The 20476-nt window shown below is 59.7% G+C and carries 17 protein-coding genes and 1 pseudogene; 13 read left to right on the top strand and 5 right to left on the bottom strand.

Going from position 1 to position 20476, the window contains the following annotated elements; all coding sequences use genetic code 11:
• Positions 1–18 precede the first annotated feature (18 nt).
• The 5 genes from CGA21_RS16610 to CGA21_RS16590 all read left to right on the top strand — a co-directional run bounded on the left by CGA21_RS16610 (position 19) and on the right by CGA21_RS16590 (position 6494).
• Positions 19–501, top strand: coding sequence for a sigma-70 family RNA polymerase sigma factor (locus CGA21_RS16610; RefSeq protein WP_188264624.1), 483 nt, complete (start codon positions 19–21; stop codon positions 499–501).
• Positions 502–645: 144 nt separating this feature from the next.
• Entirely contained in the window at positions 646–1980 is a 1335-nt protein-coding gene (locus CGA21_RS16605; RefSeq protein WP_188264623.1) for a lysine N(6)-hydroxylase/L-ornithine N(5)-oxygenase family protein, read from the top strand.
• Positions 1981–2126: 146 nt separating this feature from the next.
• Positions 2127–2540 carry a response regulator gene (locus CGA21_RS16600; RefSeq protein ID WP_110749328.1) on the top strand — a complete coding sequence of 138 codons (414 nt, stop codon included), beginning with the start codon at positions 2127–2129 and terminating at the stop codon, positions 2538–2540.
• 111 nt (positions 2541–2651) lie between these two features.
• Complete coding sequence (locus tag CGA21_RS16595) at positions 2652–3278, top strand: response regulator transcription factor (RefSeq protein ID WP_188264622.1); 627 nt, start codon at positions 2652–2654, stop codon at positions 3276–3278.
• A complete protein-coding gene (locus tag CGA21_RS16590) occupies positions 3279–6494 on the top strand; it encodes a transporter substrate-binding domain-containing protein (RefSeq protein WP_110749324.1) in 3216 nt (1071 codons plus the stop codon). It abuts the gene before it with no gap.
• Between the two features lie 17 nt (positions 6495–6511).
• Here the strand turns inward: CGA21_RS16590 and dkgB are convergent, their stop codons facing one another.
• Entirely contained in the window at positions 6512–7315 is an 804-nt protein-coding gene (gene dkgB, locus CGA21_RS16585) for a 2,5-didehydrogluconate reductase DkgB (RefSeq protein ID WP_110749322.1), read from the bottom strand.
• A 440-nt stretch (positions 7316–7755) separates the two neighbouring features.
• Here dkgB and CGA21_RS16580 point away from each other — a divergent pair, with 440 nt between their 5' ends.
• The 5 genes and pseudogenes from CGA21_RS16580 (at position 7756) to CGA21_RS16560 (ending at position 11697) form a co-directional block, all read left to right on the top strand.
• A complete protein-coding gene (locus CGA21_RS16580) occupies positions 7756–8622 on the top strand; it encodes a pirin family protein (RefSeq protein WP_188264621.1) in 867 nt (288 codons plus the stop codon).
• Positions 8604–8723, top strand: a pseudogene (locus CGA21_RS30420) (hydrolase); the annotation flags it as partial. The gene CGA21_RS16580 and the pseudogene CGA21_RS30420, both read left to right, overlap by 19 nt.
• Before the next feature lie 280 nt (positions 8724–9003).
• A complete protein-coding gene (locus CGA21_RS16570; RefSeq protein WP_110749318.1) occupies positions 9004–10446 on the top strand; it encodes a mechanosensitive ion channel domain-containing protein in 1443 nt (480 codons plus the stop codon).
• A gap of 118 nt (positions 10447–10564) precedes the next feature.
• Positions 10565–11005: a carboxymuconolactone decarboxylase family protein gene (locus tag CGA21_RS16565; protein WP_110749316.1), complete on the top strand. Its 441-nt coding sequence runs from the start codon at positions 10565–10567 to the stop codon at positions 11003–11005.
• Between the two features lie 272 nt (positions 11006–11277).
• Positions 11278–11697 carry a hypothetical protein gene (locus CGA21_RS16560; RefSeq protein ID WP_110749314.1) on the top strand — a complete coding sequence of 140 codons (420 nt, stop codon included), beginning with the start codon at positions 11278–11280 and terminating at the stop codon, positions 11695–11697.
• A gap of 68 nt (positions 11698–11765) precedes the next feature.
• Here CGA21_RS16560 and CGA21_RS16555 read toward each other — a convergent pair whose 3' ends face one another.
• The 4 genes from CGA21_RS16555 to CGA21_RS16540 all read right to left on the bottom strand — a co-directional run bounded on the left by CGA21_RS16555 (position 11766) and on the right by CGA21_RS16540 (position 16769).
• The gene (locus CGA21_RS16555) at positions 11766–13358 is read right to left on the bottom strand and encodes a DHA2 family efflux MFS transporter permease subunit (protein WP_188264620.1); all 1593 of its coding nucleotides are present in this window, start codon (positions 13356–13358) and stop codon (positions 11766–11768) included.
• Positions 13355–14473, bottom strand: a complete 1119-nt coding sequence (locus CGA21_RS16550) for an HlyD family secretion protein (protein ID WP_188264619.1) — start codon at positions 14471–14473, stop codon at positions 13355–13357. Before CGA21_RS16550 ends, CGA21_RS16555 begins: the two co-directional genes overlap by 4 nt.
• 335 nt (positions 14474–14808) lie before the next feature.
• The gene (locus tag CGA21_RS16545) at positions 14809–15990 is read right to left on the bottom strand and encodes an acetyl-CoA C-acyltransferase family protein (RefSeq protein WP_188264618.1); all 1182 of its coding nucleotides are present in this window, start codon (positions 15988–15990) and stop codon (positions 14809–14811) included.
• Positions 15987–16769, bottom strand: a complete 783-nt coding sequence (locus tag CGA21_RS16540) for an enoyl-CoA hydratase-related protein (RefSeq protein ID WP_188264617.1) — start codon at positions 16767–16769, stop codon at positions 15987–15989. The genes CGA21_RS16545 and CGA21_RS16540 overlap by 4 nt, the downstream gene beginning before the upstream one ends.
• Before the next feature lie 218 nt (positions 16770–16987).
• Here CGA21_RS16540 and CGA21_RS16535 point away from each other — a divergent pair, with 218 nt between their 5' ends.
• From CGA21_RS16535 to CGA21_RS16525, 3 genes are read left to right on the top strand one after another with little or no spacing between them, the layout of a single operon-like run.
• Positions 16988–18094, top strand: coding sequence for a polyamine ABC transporter substrate-binding protein (locus CGA21_RS16535; RefSeq protein WP_188264616.1), 1107 nt, complete (start codon positions 16988–16990; stop codon positions 18092–18094).
• Between the two features lie 39 nt (positions 18095–18133).
• Positions 18134–19552: an aminotransferase gene (locus CGA21_RS16530; RefSeq protein WP_188264615.1), complete on the top strand. Its 1419-nt coding sequence runs from the start codon at positions 18134–18136 to the stop codon at positions 19550–19552.
• Positions 19549–20457: a helix-turn-helix domain-containing protein gene (locus CGA21_RS16525; RefSeq protein WP_110749300.1), complete on the top strand. Its 909-nt coding sequence runs from the start codon at positions 19549–19551 to the stop codon at positions 20455–20457. The genes CGA21_RS16530 and CGA21_RS16525 overlap by 4 nt, the downstream gene beginning before the upstream one ends.
• Positions 20458–20476: the final 19 nt, after the last annotated feature.

Here is a 20476-nt window from a genome sequence, read left to right as displayed (position 1 = left end):
CCCGTGCGGACGGGAGTCATGTTGGAAAACTACTATCGAGAGCTGGTGTGTTTCCTCAACGCCAAGCTGGGCAGCCGCCAGGTGGCTGAAGATGTGGTGCATGACGCTTACCTGCGAGTCCTGGAACGCTCCAGTGACACGCCGATCGAGCAGCCCCGGGCGTTCCTGTATCGCACGGCATTGAACCTGGTGATCGACGATCACCGACGCAATGCATTGCGCCAGGTCGAGTCGCTGGAGGTGCTCGACAACGAAGAGCGCTATTTCAGCCCCTCACCCCTGAGCAGCCTCGATCACGGCCAGCGCCTGGACATGCTGCAACGCGCCCTGGCGGAATTGCCCCGGCTGTGCCGCGAGAGTTTCCTGCTGCGCAAGATCGAAGGCCTGTCACACCCGCAGATCGCCGAACACCTGGGCATCTCCAAGGCTCTGGTAGAAAAGCACATCGTCAACGCCATGAAGCATTGCCGGGTGCGGATGCGCCAATGGGATGCGCATTGATCCTCGCGCTGATCCGTTCTTGTTAAATTTTATTTCACTGTCCTCGTTCCTAATCAACAGACGACCTGCTGTCGTGCTCAAGGCCGGCCAGGTCACTTAGGCTTATCTCCCCGCCGCTCGGGGTTCATCCAGAGGACACTGGAAATGACACAGGCAATTGCATCGCCCATCGTTCACGACCTGATCGGCGTCGGTTTCGGCCCTTCGAACCTGGCGCTTGCCATCGCCCTGCAAGAACGCGGGCCGACCCAGGGCGAACTGGATGTACTGTTTCTTGACAAGCAAGCCAACTACAGCTGGCATGGCAACACCCTGTCGACCCAAAGCGAGCTGCAGATCTCCTTCCTCAAGGACCTGGTGACCCTGCGCAACCCGACCAGTCCTTACTCGTTCGTCAATTACCTCAAGGCTCACGGTCGCCTGGTGGACTTCATCAACCTGGGCACGTTCTATCCCTGCCGCATGGAGTACAACGACTACCTGCGCTGGGTAGCTGCGCAATTCGAGAAACAGAGCCGTTATGGCGAAGAAGTGCTGGCTATCGAACCGGTGCTGCACAACCAGCAAGTCGAAGCGCTGCGGGTGATTTCTCGCGATAGCGCAGGACATCAACAGGTACGAACCGCCCGTTCGGTGGTGGTCAGCGCGGGCGGCACGCCGCGCATCCCCGAGGCGTTCAAGGGACTAAAGGGCGACAGTCGCGTGTTCCACCATTCGCAGTACCTGGCGCAGATGGCCAGGCAGCCGTGCGTGAACAACCAGCCGATGAGCATTGCAATCATCGGTGGCGGGCAGAGCGCGGCGGAAGCCTTCATCGACCTCAACGACAGCTTCCCGTCGGTGCAGGTCGACATGATCCTGCGCGGTTCTGCCCTGAAACCGGCGGACGACAGCCCGTTCGTCAATGAAGTGTTCTCGCCGGAGTTCACCGACCTGGTGTTCCAGCAGGACAGCAGCGAGCGTGAGCGCCTGGTCAACGAATACCACAACACCAACTATTCGGTGGTGGACATTGACCTGATCGAACGCATCTACGGAATTTTCTACCGGCAGAAAGTCTCGGGCATTGCTCGCCATGCGTTCCGTACCCTGACCACCCTTGAAAGCGCCAGCGCCACCGAGCTTGGCATCGAGCTGGCCCTGCGCAACAACGCCACTGGCGAAGTCGCGGTCCGTCTCTATGACGCCGTGGTGCTGGCCACCGGTTACGAGCGGCAGATGCACCGCAAGCTGCTGGCCCCGCTGGAACAGTACCTGGGTGATTTCGAGGTGGATCGTAACTACAAATTGATCACCGATGAGCGCTGCAAGGCCGGCATCTATATGCAGGGCTTCTGCCAGGCCAGCCATGGCTTGAGCGACACACTGCTGTCGATCCTGCCGATTCGTGCGCACGAGATCGCCGGTTCGCTGTATGACCATGGCAAGCAGCGCGGGCATCGATCGATGGCGGATCTGCTCCTGGCGACTGCCAGCTGAAATCTTCGGCGGCTGTGAGGTCGCCTTCGTCGCAAACCCGCGCCTCGCGTCAGACTTTTCGGGTGATATTTCGGATTTTTCCTACAGAATGCGTCGTAGGTCTTCCGTAGCCTTGCCCCCTCATCAATCTGACCCGGGGGGGCACGTTGCCCAGCAAGTCCTTTCGCATCCTGATCGCCGACGAACAACACTTCAACCGGATGAAAATAGAGCGGTTGTTCAACCAGCTCGATTACTTTCGCGTGGCGCCGGTGCAAAGCCTCGACGAGCTTCTGAACCTGGTCGAATATGGCTGCGCGCCATTCGATCTGCTGGTCATCAATGCTGGCCTTGCGCATGGCAAGCTGGACCTGCTGGATTTCTGTCTCGACAACGAGCAGCTTGCGCACGCTCTGATCTTCGATGGTCAGCGCGCACGACTCCCTGTCATTGCGGCCTGTGAGCGGCACAAGGTGCAGGTGAGCCACGCCTTGGTGCCGGACCTGGCGACGATCCAGCGTTTTATGGCAATCGTCGATCGGCCCCGACCGTTCGTCGGGACTGTCATTTCTGTCAGGTAGTTCAATCGAGTTATATGTGCAAGAGTTCAGGCGCAGCTACTGTGTCCCGTGCGGGCTCTTGCCCATGGACCATCAGTGTCCGAATGTTGTGTTTATGCATAGGGAGTTGCCATGAAGTGCGCGTTGATTGTGGACGATCATCCGGTGATTCGCGGTGCAGTCAAAATCGTACTCAAGCTGGAGGGATACAAGCACATCTTTGAAGCGGCAAGCGGTAACGAAGTCTTGTCGATGATCCGCGAACATAAGCCTGAACTGCTGGTGCTGGACCTCAAACTCCCGAAACTCGACGGTCTTGAGGTACTGGCACGGATCCAGATGGAAGAGGTGTACTGCCGGGTGGTGGTGTTCACCGCCCAGGAGCCAGCGTTTTTCCAGGATCGTTGCATGCGCGCGGGTGCCGTGGCCTACGTCCCCAAGACCAACGATCTGGAGCATCTGCACAAAGCCGTGCGTGCCGTGATGGCCGGCTACACCTTTTTCACCCGATTGCCCTCGAGTTCGGTGTCCGTGAGCCAGGCGCTACGAAGTGAAAAACACATGATCGACAGCCTCTCGGACCGCGAGTTGTCGATTTTCCAGTATCTGGCCCAGGGTATGAGCAACAAGGAAATCGCCGAAATCCTGCACGTGAGCCACAAGACCGTGAGCACCTACAAAACCCGCTTGACTGAAAAGCTCAACGTGAAGTCGTCGGTGCATCTGCGTGACCTTGCCCAGCGTCATGCTTTGGTCTGAATGAACGCTATTCGATACCTGCTGTTGGCTCTTTGCCTGGGGGCATCGAGTGTCTTTGCGCAGCCGCAGACATTGGCGTTGTTGGGCCGTTCCAGCGCGGAAGGCCAGGTGCTGCCGTTATCGGTGGCCGACTCGCGCTGGTTGCAGCAGAAAGCCCGTTTGGTGCTTGCCGTCTCAGCCCCGGATTATCCACCTTTTGACATCACCACCGATCACACGCTTGAGGGGGTGACGGCCGACTATGCCGATCTGCTGCGCCAACTGCTTCAGGTGGAGATCGAAGTCCAACGCTATCCCGCCCGCGAAGACGCCGTTCGAGCCGTCAAACAAGGGGCGGCAGACCTTCTGGGAACGTCCAACAGCTACGAGTCCCAGGACCGCCAATTACAAATGTCCCACGCCTATGCGGTGGATCAGCCGGTATTGGTGACCCGAGTTGACTCGCACCAGGCACTGGACCCGACGCTGGCTGAAAAGCGCCTGGCAACGCTCTACCACTACTTGCCTGAACAAAGCGTGCAGCAGTTTTATCCTGAAGCGCAGGTCCAGCTTTTCCCCTCGACACTGGCAGCGGTCGGCGCAGTCGCCTTTGGCCAGGCGGATGTCTATCTGGGCGATGCGATCAGCGCCCATTACCTGATCAGCAAAAACTACCTGAACAACGTCCAACTGGCTGACTTCTCGCCCATGGAACCGGGGCGCTTCGCCTTTGCCATGGCCCGCGACAACCCGGCGCTGCTGCGCGTTGTCAACAAGGCCCTGACGGCGATAACGGCCAACGAACAAATGAACATACTGCGCCGCTGGGGTGCGAGCGGGGTGTCCATGCCGGGCACGCAGTCGCTGCAATTGAGCGTGGCCGAGCAACGTTGGCTCGACCGTCACCCGCGCGTGAGTGTGGCGATCAACGAGAACATCCCGCCGATAACGTTCGTGGACAGTGAAGGCAAGTTTCGCGGCATCGGGGTCGATGTGTTGGCGAAAATCAGCCTGCGCACCGGCTTGCAATTCGACATCCGGGGCATGCGCTCAGTCGCCGAGATGCTGCAGGCGATCAAGAGCGGCCAGGTTGATGTGTTGGCCGGCATCGGCCTGAGTTCCCGGCGTGAGGAAGACTTGCTGTTTACCCGGCCGTTCCTGACCAGCCCTTCCGTGCTGGTAACGCGCCTGGCGCCGGACAGCCCCAGGACCCTGGATGATCTGGCCGGGAAAACCCTGGCGCTGACCCAGGGCAATATCGCTGGCGAGTTCATTCGCCAATACTTCCCGTCGATCCGTTGTGTGGACGCGCCGCTGTCGGCCGATGCCATGGAAATGGTTGCCCAAGGCAAGGCACAAGGTGGCATCAACTCATTGATCAGTGCCCGTTACCTGATTTCCCGGCAGTACCGTGATCGCCTCCAGGTCACCAGTACCGTGGGCATCGATCCCGCGCGCAGTACCCTGGCGACCGGTCGCGACGACACCGAGTTGCATTCGATCCTGGACAAGGCCTTGCTCAGTATCCCTCCCGAAGAAATCGACGACCTGATAATGCCCTGGCGCAATGACCTGATGGTGGAGCAGAGTTACTGGCTGCGTCATCGACAGACGATTTTCCAGGCGTTCGCTGCCGCGGGCGCGTTGCTTCTCCTTGCCCTGGTGTGGATAGCCTGGCAGCGCCGGCAGATCCGCCAGCGCCAGCAATGGCTTGCCCGATTGCAGGAGGCCAAGGACACCGCCGACGATGCGAATCGCGCCAAGACCACGTTCCTGGCGACCATGAGCCATGAAATCCGCACGCCGATGAATGCCTTGATCGGCATGCTTGAACTGGCACTCAAATCCGCCGACAAGGGCATCACCGACCGCGCGGCCATCGAGGTGGCGTCAAGTGCCGGGCAACAGTTGCTGGCGTTGATCGGCGACATCCTGGACATTGCCCGAATCGAATCCGGACATTTGTCCCTGATGCCAGAGCGCACCAATCTGCACGCGCTGGTGGTGTCGGTGTGTCGGGTCTTCGAAGGCCTGGCCCGGCAGAAGAACCTGCTGTGGCGCATCGAGCTGGATGAGCACAGCGACCGCGATGTGTTGATCGACCCCACGCGTTTCAAGCAGGTGCTGTCCAACCTGCTGAGCAATGCCATCAAGTTCACTCACAAAGGCGAAGTTAGCCTGAAGTTGCAGGTTGTGCCCGTATCGCCGGACCGTGTCACGGTCAATGTGTGTATCGAGGACAGCGGCAGTGGTATCAGCGACTTTGACCAGCAACGCTTGTTCAGTCCGTTCGTGCAGGTCGGGAATCGCCAGGTATCCGGCCGGCAGGGCTCCGGCCTGGGGCTGGTGATCAGCCGCACGCTGTGCGAAATGATGGGAGGGCGATTGCAACTCGCCAGTGTCCTGGGGCGCGGTACCCGTTTGGACATCAGCCTGGAACTGCTGGCATTGGAGACGTTGCCCGCCGGTGAAATGGCGCCGGGCGAACCGCCGGCAAGGACCCGCCCGCTGACGATTCTGGTGGTGGACGATTACCCGGCCAATCGGTTGCTGCTTTCGCGGCAACTGAGTTACCTCGGGCACCAGGTTCTGCTCGCAGAGGACGGCCAGCAAGGCTTCGAGCAATGGCGCAAACACGTCTGCGATCTGGTCGTCACCGACTGCAACATGCCGGTGGTCAGCGGTTATGAACTGGCGGGGGCGATCCGCGATGAGGAGCGTTTCCAGGTGGGGCCGCCGACGTTGATTCTAGGCTTCACTGCCAGCGCGCAACCCGAGGAAAAAATGCGTTGCATTGAAGCGGGCATGGACGATTGTCTGTTCAAACCCATTCGATTGGTCGACCTGAGCGCATGGTTGAGCAGCAGATTTCCCGTCGAGTCGGCAGGCGTGCCCGAAGCGCCCCCCATCACCGAAATCGATTTAACCGGGTTGCAACGCTACACCGGGGCAGACAGTGAATTGATCGTGCAACTGCTGCACGATCTGGCCGTGACCAACCGCGAAGATCGTGAGCGTCTTCTGCAAGAACATGCCAGCGGTAATCGCCATGGCTTGAAAGACCTGGCGCACCGCATCAGGGGTGGGGCGCAAATGGTCCGGGCACAGGCACTGGTGGCGTGTTGCGAGCAACTGGAGCGTGCTTGTGCCGAGCGCGATGCCGCATTGATCGACGCAGCCGTCGATCAGTTGCACAAGGCCATGACGCGCCTGGAAAAAACCCTTGGTCAGGGCTGAGGCTTGAACCCGGCGGCTTAATCCCAGGCCGGCGCCAGGCCCTTGGGGCTGGTCAGTCGATAGCCGCGATCCAGACTGGCGATCAATGCCATGTCGGCATCGTTCAACGTGATGGCGCTAGCCTTGAGGTTGCCGGCGAGATTGGCGCGTTTGGTCGACGAAGGAATCACGCCATGACCCAGTTGCAGGGCCCAGGCCAGGGTGACTTGTGCCGGGGTCGCTTGCAGACGATCGGCAATCTGCGTAATCACCGGATCCTTGAGCACTTCACCGTAAGCCAGGGTCATGTACGAGGTGATTTGGATACCCTGGCTTTGCGCGAACTCGACGACCTGGCGATTTTGCAGGTAGGGGTGCAATTCGATCTGGTTAGTGGCGATGTTCTGCGCGCCGACAGCGGTTATCGCCTGTTTCATCAGGTCGACCGTGAAGTTGGAGACACCGATCTGCCGGGTCAGGCCCAAGTCCCTGGCTTCAAGCAAGGCGCCCATGAACTCTTCGACCGACACCTGGTCTTGCGGCGACGGCCAGTGGATCAGGGTCAAGTCCAGATAGTCAGTCTGCAGTTTGTGCAGGCTCTCCCGGAGGCTGTCGATCAGGCGATCCTTGGCAAAATTGGCGACCCAGATCTTGCTGGTGATGAACAGGTCTTCGCGGGCAATGCCGCTGGCAGCGATAGCCTGGCCGACTTCGGCTTCGTTTTCGTAGATCTGCGCGGTATCGATGACCCGGTAACCCAGTTCCAGGGCGGTGCTCACCGAATCGATGACCACCTGGCCTTGCAAGCGAAACGTACCCAGGCCGAAAGCGGGGATGGACATGAATGACTCCAGAGGTTGCAGTGGGAATGGACGCGAGTATCCGCGCCCGCATCCGTGAGAAAAACCGCTGGATGGGCAAAGCAATGTTTACTGGAAATCAAGAATCGATGGCGCGTGGTCTGGAATGCATTCCCCTGTAGGAGCGAGCATGTCGAATCGTCGCACCGTCGCGATGGACGTTAACGATAACGCGGGCTATCTGAATGCCCGGGCAGGTGGGCAATGCCGATGCCAGCTACCGCCGCGTGGCGCAAGGCCAACAGGTCATCGGTAACCATCGGGTTCGGAACGGTTACGTTCGATCAGTTCGGCGGCGCTGTTGAGGTCTTCCACCATCGTTCTCCAGATAGAACGCTAAAGCTGATTTTTGCAGTCTAGCGCAGCAAAGGTCACGGTTTTAAGCTCTGTCCATGGCTTCACCCACCTCATCAGGAGACACCATGAAAAATATCATCGGTATCTACACCAGCCCACGAGCCCATTGGGTTGGCGATGGTTTTCCGGTCCGCACGCTGTTTTCCTACGACAACCTGGGCAAGCACATCAGCCCGTTCCTGCTGCTGGATCACGCCGGCCCCGCTGAATTCACCCCGACCACCGCGCGACGCGGCGTTGGTCAGCATCCACACCGTGGTTTCGAAACCGTGACGATCGTCTATAAGGGCGAACTGGAACATCGCGACTCCACCGGCAGTGGCGGCAAGATCGGCCCCGGTGACGTGCAATGGATGACCGCCGCCTCGGGGATTCTCCATGAAGAGTTTCACTCCGAAGCTTTCGCCAAGAGCGGCGGCACCCTGGAAATGGTGCAGTTGTGGGTCAACCTGCCGGCCAAGGACAAAATGGCCGATGCCGGTTACCAGACCATTGTCGATGGCGACATCCCGAGCATTGCCCTGAAGAACGACGCCGGCAGCTTGCGCTTGATCGCCGGTGAATTTGAAGGCCACAAAGGGCCGTCGCGCACCTTTACCCCAATCGACGTCTGGGACCTGCGCCTGAATGCCGGCAAGTTGCTTACGCTGGATCTGCATGAAGGACGCAACACCGCACTGGTGGTTTTGCGCGGCACGATTGAAGTCAACGGCCTGGAGTCGGTGCGTCAAGGGCAGTTGGCGTTGTTCGACCGCAAGGGCGATCAGATGACCCTCCAAGCCAGCGAAGACGCTGTGGTGCTTCTGCTCAGTGGCGAACCGATCGACGAGCCGATCGTCGGCCACGGTCCGTTCGTGATGAACACCGAGCAGGAAATCCACCAGGCGTTCGCCGACTTCCAATCCGGTCGCTTCGGCCAGATGCACGGTTGATGCCTCGGGCAACCACTCCAGATCTACAATTGTTGATCGAGAGCTACCTCAAGGCTCAACAAGTGGCGAACGAACATGAAGCGCTGGATTCGCAGCGCTAACCGGGGTACCCACGCCGACTTTTTCGGCATCGATAACACACGCGGACCCGTTCGGCCTGGCCTGTGAGCTGTACCGCGACCGGCGCAACGACATCGGGCTACAACACCCTGACCAAGTAACCCGGACATATCGCCCCCTGTAGGAGCTGCCGCAGGCTGCGATCTTTTGATCTTGATTTTGCATGATTTGCAAATCGCCGAAGATCAAAAGATCGCAGCCTGCGGCAGCTCCTACAATGTGTGCGATATTTGCGTTAATCACCCGTGCCGGAGCTGCTAGATGCTGTCGTTACTGACCGAACACCCGCTGGTTTGCGCCTTGCTCCTGATCCTGACCGATCTGGTGTTGTGGCGCTTGATCGGTACCCGTGGCCACAACGTGAAACTGCTGGTGCGGGTGGCGATTTTCTCACTGTTCAGCCTGGTACTGTTCAACGAAGGCATGAACCCGCTGGAACCCGCGCCCTGGGATGACAACGTGCCGTTGCACCTGGCGGCCACCGGTTTGCAGATCGGCTGGTGGCTGTTCGCTGCGCGCACCCTGACCGTGCTGATCGGTGCGGGCATGATGCAGCGGGTAGGGCACACCGGGCGACTGTTGCAGGACCTGCTCGGAGCCGTGATTTTCCTGGTCGCGGTCATCGCAGCCTTGGCTTACGTGCTCAATCTACCGGTCAAAGGTGTGCTGGCTACCTCCGGTGCATTGGCGATCATCGTTGGCTTGGCCTTGCAAAGCACCCTTAGCGACGTGTTCTCCGGGATCGTGCTGAACACCACCAAGCCCTATCAACTGGATGACTGGATCGCCATCGACGGCACCGAAGGCCGGGTCATCGATATCGATTGGCGGGCCACGCGCCTGCAGACTTCCCAAGGCAGCATGATCGTGATTCCCAACTCGTTGGCGGCCAAGGCCAAGATCACCAACTTCAGCCGTCCCAGCGATATGTTCGGCCTTTCGATCAGCCTGCAGGTCAGCCCCCATGTCCGTCCGCAAATCGTGATCGATGCCCTTGAGCGAGCGATGCAGGGCTGCCGAACCTTGTTGACTTCGCCCGGCGGCAAAGTAGCGCTCAAAAGCTCCAGTGCTGCCGGCAACGAATACGAAATCAGCGGGTTTGTCGCCTCGATGAGCGAGAAGCGCTCGGTACGTAATCAACTGTTCGATCTGGCGTACCGGCATTTGCGCGCCTCCGGGATCCATTTGCTGTCGAGCGTCGAGGCCAACCCGGCGAGCGACCTCACACGGCCACGGGCGCTGCTCGATACCTCGCCGCTGTTCTCCAGCCTGCGCCACGATGAGAAAGAAACCTTCAGCCAGAACATGTCCCTGCAATCGTTCCGCACCGGCGAGACGATACTGGAGGCGGGGCAGGTCAGTGATCACTTGTTCATCATCGAGTCCGGGGTGGTTTCGGTCACGCTGAACCGTCACGGCACGCCCATCGAATCCGGACGCATGGGGCCGGGGGAGGTGATCGGCGAGGCCGGTATTCTCACCGACAGTGCGTTGCCCGCCCAATTCGCCGCGAAAACCCCCTGCACGCTTTATCGCATCGAAAAGCAGTACCTCAAGCCTTGCCTGGATGCCCGCCAGGACATCAACGATGCGATGAAGACCTTGCTGGATTTCCGACTGAACAAGGCACAGTCACTGATCGCCGATGTACCCCCCGTGGTGCCGAAGAAAGGGTTTTTGCAGTGGTTACGCAGTCGGGTGTGACGGGGGGCATGGTCGCTAAGCGGGTCATTGGCCTCCTCGACTTCTGCCGGATTGGCTATTTGTGCATACAGGCCACGGAGCTAACGTAGTGACACACCCACTTGCCCAGGAGCATGCCATGCAACAACGTGTCGATTTCTACACCGCTTCCCCTGACGCCCTCAAAGCCATGATCGCCCTGGAAACCGCCGTTTCCAAACTGCCACTGGAAAAGCCCCTGATCGAACTGGTCAAGCTGCGCGCTTCGCAAATCAATGGCTGCGCCTTCTGCATCGACATGCACACTGCCGACGCGATCAAGGGCGGCGAAACCCCGCGCCGCCTGTTTGCCGTGACGGCCTGGCGCGAAGCACCCTTTTTCACCGAGCGCGAACGCGCCGCACTGCTCTGGACCGAATCGCTGACCCAGCTCAGCCTGACCCATGCGCCCGATGAAGACTACGAAGTGGTCGCCGCCCAATTCACCCCCAAGGAAATGGTCGACCTGACCGTTGCAATCAACACCATCAACAGCTGGAACCGCCTGGCGGTGGGCTTTCGCAAGACGCCTCAGGCCTGATTGATTGGCGTTCATTGTTGATGTCTCTGCCAGTGGTGTTTCGCATTGCAGAGATATCAACAATACAGTGATGGATTAACCCAATTATTCTATCTGGATCAAGACCATGAAAATGCAGTTCGGCAATGAGTGAATTGTTCATTGTCAGTCGTGCGTTTGTCTATTTCAGGTTAAACCTGTCAGATGTAACAGGTGTTAGGAGTGATGCAAGGCGCTATGCTTTTTCTCACTCTCCGAATACCGGTGAGACAGATGAATAATAGGGAAATACCATGATTGAAACAGACAAGATTATTAATGCAAGTGGCTGGTGCAACGGAGAGCTTGGTCCGTTGGGCCCCTTGGTACCCAATAAAATAATGATGATCGATCATTCAGGACTTTTGCGATTTGAGGCTCATACAGGAAATACGCCAGTTTCCGGTCAGGTCGTAATTTTTGAACTACCCGCTAATATTCAAACCGGTAAACATGACGGCTATGCTAGGGCATTCGGTATTCACCGTTATGGTGGCGAGGCAGTTGAAAATTGGCGTGGGGTCAGTGGGTTCATTGATTTGATTTTTAATCGCGCCAAACAGGAATTCTCCGCCACCCTTGATTATGTAGTGCGTGCGCCTGATCAATCAGAGTTCACAGTGAACATTGAGCTTGGTATCTTGGGGTTCAATCAAATAATCATTCCCTCCTGATCTGAACGCTTTCATTTGATTTACTGCGATTTTCATTGATGTGATAAATACGCTGCTATCGTAGTCCATCAATGCGCATCCGCACTCGGCGCTGCCGGAGGTTGCACCTTGCGCATCAAGGGCACCATCGCCGTGGCGACGATGAAGCACACCATGATCATCAGGAAGGCGTCGCCGTAGGTTTGTGTTTGCGCCTCGCGGTAAGTCAGCAGCCAGAGCTGGCGCAGGCTGGCGGTGACGCCCACGTCGCCGCTCTGGCCGAGGGTGGCGAAGTTGTGGCCGACCTGGGACAGCCACTGATTGAGCGCTTCGTTGGTGCTGTTTAGGTTCTCCGCCAATCGGGTGAAATGCAGGTTGGTGCGGTCATTGAGGATGGTTGCGCAGGCGGCGATGCCAATGGCACCGCCCAGGTTGCGCATCAGGTTGAACAGCCCCGAAGCGTGTTTCAGTCGCGCTGGCGCCAGGCCGCCGAGGGTCAGTGTCACCGCCGGCGGTACCGCCAGTTGCTGGGCGATTCCGCGCAACGCTTGCGGCAGCAGCAACTCCTTTGCTCCCCAGTCATGGGTGATCGGGCTGAAATCCCACATCGACATCGCGAACAAGCCAAGACCGGTCATCATGATCCAGCGCAGGTCGACGCGGTTGGCCAGAAAGGCGTACAGCGGAATCGCCATGATCTGGAACACGCCGGTGGAGAAAACCGCGAGGCCAATGTCCAGCGCACCATAGCCGCGTACCCGGCCGAGGAACAGCGGTGTCAGGTAAATGGTCGCGAACAGGCCGATGCCGGTGACGAAGGAGAAGAAACAACCGAGGGCGAAGTTGCGGTCTTTCAAGGCCCGCAGGTCGACGATCGGGTTGGCCACGTGCAAGGTGCGCCCAATGAATGCCAGGCCGGCCAGACCGCTGATCCACGCCGTGGTCAGGATCGTGCGGTCGCTGAACCAGTTCCAGCGCGGACCTTCTTCGAGGGTGTATTCCAGGCAGCCGAGGAACAGCGCCAGGAACACCATGCTTAAATAGTCGGCGCCTTTGAGCAGTGATGGTTCAGGCTGGTCGATCTTCACCAGCATCGGCACCGCTATGGCGACGAAAATCCCCGGCACCAGGTTGATGTAGAACAGCCAGTGCCAGGACGATACATCGGTGATCCAGCCACCGATCACCGGCCCCAGGGTCGGCGCCAGGGACGCCACCGCGCCAATGGTTGCGGCGGCAATCACCCGCTGCTTGCCGGTGAAGAAAACGAACGCCGTGGTAAACACCATCGGAATCATCGAGCCGCCGAGAAACCCTTGCAAGGCGCGGAAGGCGATCATGCTCTGGATGTTCCAGGCCACGCCGCATAACAGGCTGGTCACGGTAAAACCCACCGCTGAGGCGCAGAACAACCAGCGCGTGGAGAACACCCGGGACAGCCAGCCGGAGAGGGGGATCACGATGATTTCGGCGATCAGGTAACTGGTCTGTACCCAGGCGGTTTCATCGGTGCCGGCGGAGAGCCCGCCGCCGATGTCACGCAGCGATGCCGAGACGATCTGGATATCCAGCAGGGCAATGAACATGCCGATGCACATGCTGGCGAAGGCGAAGACCTTGGTCGCCGTGGCCATGCTCGCGGCATTGAACGGTAGTGCCGGGGCGGCGAGGGCGCGGCTCATGGCGCGCTGGCCACGGCTGGCGTTTCAGGCTCCTTGCGGGTGTCCACTTCGGCGGTGACCGACAGGCCGGGGCGCAGGTGGCCGAGCACGCTGTCGGCCGGGTCGAGATGGATGCGCACCGGTACCCGCTGGACGATCTTGGTGAAGTTGCCGGTGGCATTTTCCGGTGGCAGCACGCTGAATTGCGAACCGCTGGCCGGTGCCAGGCTGTCCAGATGACCATGGAATTCCTGGCCCGAAAGCACGTCGGCGTGAATGATTACTCGCTGCCCCGGCACCATGCGCGCCAGTTGATCTTCCTTGAAATTGGCATCGACCCACAGGCCGCTGGTCGGTACGACCGACAGCAACTGCGAACCGGCCTGGGCATAAGCGCCAACCCGTGCCCGTCGATTACCGATCACCCCATCCACCGGTGCGCGAAGTTCGGTGTAGCCGACGTTCAGCTGCGCCAGGTCGCGCTCGGCGCGGGCCTGAATCAAGGCCGCGCGGGCTTGTTGTTTTTGCGTGGCGATCACGTTCAACTGCCGTTGCGCCGCCAGCAACTCAGCCTGGGCGCGGTTGCTTTGGGCCTGGGCGGTCTTGAACGTAGCGTTGGCCCGTTGCGCGCTTTCCACCGAGACGGCGTTGGTACTGACCAGTTTTTTGTAGCGTGCATCGTCATCGCGCGAACGGGCGGTTTCGGCACCGGCGGCATCGATACCGGCACGGGCCTGGCCGATCACGGCCTGTTGCAGCTGTTCGGTGGCGTCGAGGTTGGCGAGCAGGGCTTCTTCAGCGGCCACCGCACCCTCGGCCTTGGCCAGGTTGGCGCGATAGTCGCGCGAATCGAGACGGACAAGCACATCGCCGGCCTTGACCTGCTGGTTGTCGGTGACCAGCACTTGATCGATATAACCCGCCACCTTCGGCCCGATCACCGTCACGTCAGCACCGATATAGGCGTCGTCGGTTTCCTCGATGAACCGGCCGGCGGTCCACCAGTGTGCGGCGTACATACCAGCAAGTACCAACGCGGCGATGCCCAGTGTCGGCAGCAGCAGGCGTTTGAGCAGCGGCTTGGGAGTGTTCACCGGGACAGCAAGGTCAGGCTCTACGGTGGGCATGCTGGTCATGGAGGATTACCTGTGGAAGCCGTTAAATTACGAACGTAATATGACGCATGTCATATTTTGTCGCAAATGATTTTTGCTGCCGGCTGTCAGGTAGTTATCGAGGAGAAAATGAACGAAACACTGGCGGATAGGGGACGTTTGCAAGATGCATGCGCATTCTTGAACTATCGGTAAAGCTGCCAACGCGAGGCTCGCTTGGAAAGACACAACCCTGTAGGAGCTGCCGCAGGCTGCGATCTTTTGACCTTGATTGTTCAGGTCAAAAGATCGCAGCCTCGTTTCACTCGACAGCTCCTACAGGTCCTTCAGATCCAACAGGTCCTGCAGGGGAGGGGTCAGGCTCGTTCGAAAATCGCCGCGATGCCCTGGCCACCGCCGATGCACATGGTCACCAGTGCGTAACGGCCGTTGATGCGTTGCAGTTCGTGGATGGCCTTGGTGGCGATGATCGCGCCGGTCGCGCCCACCGGGTGACCCAGGGCGATGCCCGAGCCGTTCGGGTTGACCTTGGCCGGGTCCAGGTCCAGCTCCTGGCTGACGGCACAGGCCTGTGCGGCGAACGCAATGTTGGCTTCGATCACGTCCATGTCGGCGACGGTCAGGCCGGCGCGCTTGAGCGCCAGGCGCGTGGCCGGGATCGGGCCCAGGCCCATTAGTTCCGGTTCGAGGCCGGCGTGGGCGTAGCTGACCAGGCGGGCCAGTGGGCGCAGGTTGTTGACCTGGACCGCAGCGCCGGTGGCCATGACCAGTGCGGCCGCACCGTCGTTGAGGCCCGAGGCGTTGCCGGCGGTGACCGAGCCGTCCTTCTTGAACGCCGGCTTCATTGCAGCCAGTTGTTCCAGCGAAGTGGCGCGTGGATGCTCGTCGACGTTGAACAGCTTGGTGCCCTTGCGATCCGGGATTTCCACGGTCGCGATCTGATCAACGAAGTAGCCGTTGGCAATCGCGTGGGCTGCGCGTTTCTGGTCTTCCAGGGCCAGGGCATCCTGCATTTCGCGGGTGATGCCGTTGCGTGCGGCAACGTTCTCCGCTGTGATGCCCATGTGGATGTTCTGGAACGGGTCATGCAGGATGCCGAGCATGTAGTCGATGGCCTGGACGTTGCCCATGCGCGCGCCCCAACGGGCGGATGGCAGCAGGTACGGGCCTCGGCTCATGGACTCGGCACCGGCGCCGATGGCGATGTCGGCGTCGCCCAGCAGCAGGGTCTGCGCCGCGCTGATGATCGCTTGCAAACCCGAACCGCACAGGCGGTTGACGTTGTAGGCCGGGGTTTCCTTCGGGATGCCGGCGTTCATGGCGGCAACGCGGGAGATGTAGGCGTCACGGGTTTCGGTCGGGATCACATGGCCCATCACCAGATGACCGACCAGCGCCGGGTCAACGGCGGCCTTTTGCAGGGCGGCTTTCACGGCGGTGGTCGCGAGATCGGCCGGTGGCACGTCCTTGAGTGAACCGCCGAAGGTGCCAATGGCGGTACGGGCGGCGCTGACGACGTAAATTTCCGGGGTGTTCATGGCTGTGTTCCTTTTGCTGGATTCTTATCTGTACTGCGATTGAGCAGGGCGTTCAAGGCCGTTTTTGCCTCAACGGTGTTGAGGCGCTGGATGAACAGCAGGTTTTCTTCGCGCAGGGTGGCTTGCAGTTCGGCCATGCCGGCCTGGGTCATCAGTTGCCGGGATTGGCGCAAGGCTTGCTGGGGCATCGCCAGGAAGCGCTGGGCAATTTTTGCCGCCGCGGCCAGGCACTGCTCGCCGTCATCGAAGGCTTCGTTGGCCAGGCCCCAGGCCACCGCTTCGCTGCCATCAAGGCTGTCGCCCAACAACAGCAGACGCGCCGCGCGGGCCTGGCCCAGTCGGCGTGGTAGGAGCAGGCTGGCGCCGAACTCGGGGCACAGGCCCAGATTGACGAACGGCGTGCGCAGCTTGGCATTACGGGTCACCAGCACCTGGTCGCAATGCAGCAGCAGGGTGGTGCCGATGCCGATGGCGGCTCCGCACACCGCCGCGATCAATGGCTTTTGCAGGTGGGTCACGGCGCGCATCAGGCGAAATGCCGGGCTGTCCAGGTGCGTTGGCGGCTCTTGCAGGAAATCCACCAGGTCGTTGCCACTGGTGAAACAGTTCGGGCCACCGGTCACGATGACCACCCCGATTTCGTCGTTCTCGTCAGCTGCAAACAGCAGGTCGGCCAAGCGCGTGTACATGGCGTTGGTCAGGGCGTTGAGCTTGTCGGGACGATCGATGGTCAGTGTCAGCACGCCACCGCGATAGTCTTGTTTGATCAGGTCGGTCATTGCGGGCTCTTGCAGAGTCGGTTCGACGGTCACTTTAAGCGGCAGGTGAACCCCGCAGCTATGACAAAACGGGTCAACCGAGCTGATGCTTTTTGCCATATGGCGTCGGCAAAACCGCCCACACACCCATTCGGGGTATGGTGCCGCCTGGCGAATCCACCAATAGTAGGTTCATCCGCTCATCCAGAGCCGAACTCGCTTGATAAGGTGCATTTGCTATGGGCAAGACACTGCTTAAGGTGATTTCCAGTCTGTTTGTTGTACCGCTGACCCTGAGTGCCCACGCTGGGGAGCCGGACGGCGCCAATACGCTGCGGCTATACAACTGGGCGGACTACATCGGTGAGAAAACCCTGGCCGATTTTGAAAAGGCCACCGGTATCAAGGTGATCTACGACACTTTCGATGCCTATGAAACGGTGCAGGTCAAGTTGCTTACCGGCCACTCCGGTTACGACCTGATCGTGCTGAACGCATCCCTCGCGCCGCCACTGATTCAGGCCAAGGTGTTCCAGCCACTGGACAAGAATCTACTGCCGGGCTGGAGCAACCTGGACCCGAAAGTCTTGCACGACCTGCAAGGGTTCGATCCGGGCCCAACCTACTCGGCACCTTATACCTGGGGCAGCAACGGCATCACCTACAACGTCGACAAGATCAAGGAGCGCATGCCGGATGCGCCGATCGGCTCGCTGGCGATGATTTTCGATCCGAAGATCGTCGCGCGCTTCGCCGACTGCGGTGTGACCCTGGTCGATGCGCCCACCGAAGTGATTCCCCTGGCACTCAAGTACCTGGGCCGTGATCCGCGCAGCGCCAAGCCGGATGACCTGAAGGCGGCGCAGGAACTGCTGTTGTCCGTGCGGCCGTACATCCGCAAGTTCGACTCGGTCAATTACCTGACCAGCCTGCCCAACGGCGATGTGTGCATGGCCATGACCTGGTCCGGCGACTACGCGACGGCCATGGCCCGCGCTGAAGAAGCCAAGTTGAACATCAACCTGTCCTACTTCATCCCCAAGGAAGGCTCGTTGATCTGGTTCGACAACATGTACATCCCGGCGGACGCACCCCATGTCGCCAATGCGCACAAATTCCTTGAATACCTGATGCAACCGCAGGTGATGGCGGACGTCACCGACTACATCCATTACGCCAACAGCAACGCGGCGGCCACGCCTTTGTTGAATGCCGACGTGCGCAATAACCCGGCGATTTACCCCGATGACGCCACCCGCGAGCGCCTGTTCCCGCAGAAGACCCAGGACGCCAAGGACATGCGCGCCATGACCCGTGTCTGGAGCACGGTGAAAAGCGGCATCTGATTCGTTCGTTCGTTAGTCAATCCGGTTAGAGGTTTATTTATGGCGACGCCAACACGCAGCGTTTTTTCCCCAGCGGACGAGTCCCGGCTGGTCAAGGCCGACAAGGCCCACCATATGCACGGTTATCACATGTTCGACGAACATGCCGAACAAGGCTCCTTGAACATCGTCGCCGGTGATGGCGCCTATATCTACGACACCCAGGGCAACCGTTTCCTCGATGCCGTGGGCGGCATGTGGTGCACCAATATTGGCCTGGGCCGTGAGGAAATGGCCCAGGCCATTGCCGATCAGGTGCGACAGCTGGCCTATTCCAACCCGTTTTCCGACATGTCCAACAACGTGGCCATCGAGTTGTGCGAAAAACTCGCCAGCCTGGCGCCCGGTGACCTCGACCACGTGTTCCTCACCACCGGCGGCTCAACCGCCGTGGACACCGCGTACCGGCTGATCCAGTACTACCAGAATTGCCGCGGCCTGCCGGAAAAGAAACATGTCATCGCCCGTTTCAACGCGTACCACGGCTCCACCACCCTGACCATGTCGATTGGCAATAAAGCGGCCGACCGGGTGCCGGAATTCGATTACGCCAACCCGCTGATTCACCACGTGTCCAACCCCAATCCCTACCGCGCGCCGGAGGGCATGGACGAGGCGCAGTTCCTCGAGTTCCTGGTCAAGGAGTTTGAGGACAAGATCCTGTCGATCGGCGCAGACAAGGTCGCCGGTTTCTTTGCCGAGCCGGTGATGGGCTCAGGCGGGGTGATCATTCCACCCAAGGGTTACCTCAAGCGCATGTGGGAAGTCTGCCAACGCTACGACATCCTGTTCGTCGCCGACGAAGTGGTCACTTCCTTCGGCCGCCTGGGCAAGTTCTTTGCCTCCAAGGATGTGTTCGACGTCCAGCCCGACATCATCACCACCGCCAAGGGCCTGACTTCGGCTTACCTGCCACTGGGCGCGTGCATCTTTTCCGACCGCATCTGGAAGGTCATTGCCGAGCCGGGCCAGGGCCGCTGCTTCACCCATGGCTTCACCTACAGTGGCCATCCGGTGTGCTGCACGGCGGCGTTGAAGAACATCGAAATCATCGAGCGGGAAAACCTGCTGGCCCACGTCGAGGATGTTGGCGGCTACCTGGAGCAGCGCCTGGCCACGTTGCGCGATCTGCCCCTGGTGGGTGATGTGCGTTGCCTGAAATTGATGGCGTGCGTGGAGTTCGTCGCCGACAAACGCACCAAGGCGTTGTTCGCCGACGCGATCAACATTGGTGAGAAAATCCATGTGCGGGCACAAGCGAGGGGGCTATTGGTGCGGCCGATCATGCACCTTAACGTGATGTCGCCGCCGCTGATCCTGACTTATGCACAGGTCGATGAGATCGTCGACATCCTGCGCGAGTGCATCCTGGAAGTGGCGGCCGAGCTTGAAGCAAGCGGCCAGTACGCCGGCCAATGACTTCATCGGTCAGGCTGTTACCAAGACCCTGTTCACCCGCTAGACTGCGGGTCATGAGCCAACCAAACGACGAAACGCTGATCGCAATGCCCTTCGGGGCACTGCATAAATGGCATGGGGGAATGCGCGAGGCATTCGCCCATATCGATGAGCCTGATGCCTTGCAATACCTGGCGACGGCGTTGGCGCAGCTGGTGTCCATCGAGTCGATGATGATCAGCCTGGAGCGCAAGGACCGCGCGCCCCAGCTGCTGTATCAGCGCGGGATTGCCCAGGAGTATCAGGTCTCGATTCTTGAGCGCTATTTTGCCGGTGGGTACTTGCTCGATCCCTTCTGCCTGGCGGTGGAGCAGGGTTTGGCGCAAGGCTTCTATCACCTGGAAGAAATTGCCCCGGACAACTTCTTCGACAGTGACTATTACAAGGCTTACTACCTGAATGCAGGTTGTTCGGAAGACAGCTATTACATCGTCGATACCGGCAATGACACCAAGATCTCCGTCAGCCTCTATCAAGGTTTCGGCGGTGAATGCCTGCGGGTCGATCAACTGAACCTGCTGCGCGCCGTCGAGCCGCTGGTGCGTGAATTCATCAGCGAATTCAGCCGGCGTGGCCTGCTGCGCAGGAGCGAGAACCAGGGCGATGACGATCAAGGCCTGAGCGATGATCTCAAGCACCGGGTGCAAGCGGCGTTCGAGCAATTCGGTTGCGACCTGCTCACCGAACGCGAGCGCGAAGTGGCGCACATGGTGCTGCGGGGGCACTCGGTGAAATCCACTGCCAGCCAGATGAACATCTCACCGGAAACCGTGCGCATGCACCGCAAGAACCTGTATCTGAAGCTGGGGGTGGGCTCGCAGTCGGAGTTGTTTGCGTTGTTTATCGAGTGGTTGCGCGGGCATTGAGTATTTCAGCCGAACACAG

The sequence above is a fragment of the Pseudomonas sp. PSB11 genome (assembly GCF_014596605.1).
GTDB classification, from domain to species: Bacteria; Pseudomonadota; Gammaproteobacteria; order Pseudomonadales; family Pseudomonadaceae; genus Aquipseudomonas; species Aquipseudomonas umsongensis.
This window is presented reverse-complemented; position numbering and strand designations above follow the sequence as displayed.

Coding starts and splice junctions, on each gene's coding strand:
- CGA21_RS16565 (WP_110749316.1), top strand. CDS start 10,565: ATGCAACAACGTGTCGATTTCTACACCGCTTCCCCTGACGCCCTCAAA.
- CGA21_RS16530 (WP_188264615.1), top strand. CDS start 18,134: ATGGCGACGCCAACACGCAGCGTTTTTTCCCCAGCGGACGAGTCCCGG.
- dkgB (WP_110749322.1), bottom strand. CDS start 7,315: ATGTCCATCCCCGCTTTCGGCCTGGGTACGTTTCGCTTGCAAGGCCAG.
- CGA21_RS16545 (WP_188264618.1), bottom strand. CDS start 15,990: ATGAACACCCCGGAAATTTACGTCGTCAGCGCCGCCCGTACCGCCATT.
- CGA21_RS16535 (WP_188264616.1), top strand. CDS start 16,988: ATGGGCAAGACACTGCTTAAGGTGATTTCCAGTCTGTTTGTTGTACCG.
- CGA21_RS16595 (WP_188264622.1), top strand. CDS start 2,652: ATGAAGTGCGCGTTGATTGTGGACGATCATCCGGTGATTCGCGGTGCA.
- CGA21_RS16605 (WP_188264623.1), top strand. CDS start 646: ATGACACAGGCAATTGCATCGCCCATCGTTCACGACCTGATCGGCGTC.
- CGA21_RS16610 (WP_188264624.1), top strand. CDS start 19: ATGTTGGAAAACTACTATCGAGAGCTGGTGTGTTTCCTCAACGCCAAG.
- CGA21_RS16550 (WP_188264619.1), bottom strand. CDS start 14,473: ATGACCAGCATGCCCACCGTAGAGCCTGACCTTGCTGTCCCGGTGAAC.
- CGA21_RS16570 (WP_110749318.1), top strand. CDS start 9,004: ATGCTGTCGTTACTGACCGAACACCCGCTGGTTTGCGCCTTGCTCCTG.
- CGA21_RS16560 (WP_110749314.1), top strand. CDS start 11,278: ATGATTGAAACAGACAAGATTATTAATGCAAGTGGCTGGTGCAACGGA.
- CGA21_RS16525 (WP_110749300.1), top strand. CDS start 19,549: ATGACTTCATCGGTCAGGCTGTTACCAAGACCCTGTTCACCCGCTAGA.
- CGA21_RS16555 (WP_188264620.1), bottom strand. CDS start 13,358: ATGAGCCGCGCCCTCGCCGCCCCGGCACTACCGTTCAATGCCGCGAGC.
- CGA21_RS16590 (WP_110749324.1), top strand. CDS start 3,279: ATGAACGCTATTCGATACCTGCTGTTGGCTCTTTGCCTGGGGGCATCG.
- CGA21_RS16580 (WP_188264621.1), top strand. CDS start 7,756: ATGAAAAATATCATCGGTATCTACACCAGCCCACGAGCCCATTGGGTT.
- CGA21_RS16540 (WP_188264617.1), bottom strand. CDS start 16,769: ATGACCGACCTGATCAAACAAGACTATCGCGGTGGCGTGCTGACACTG.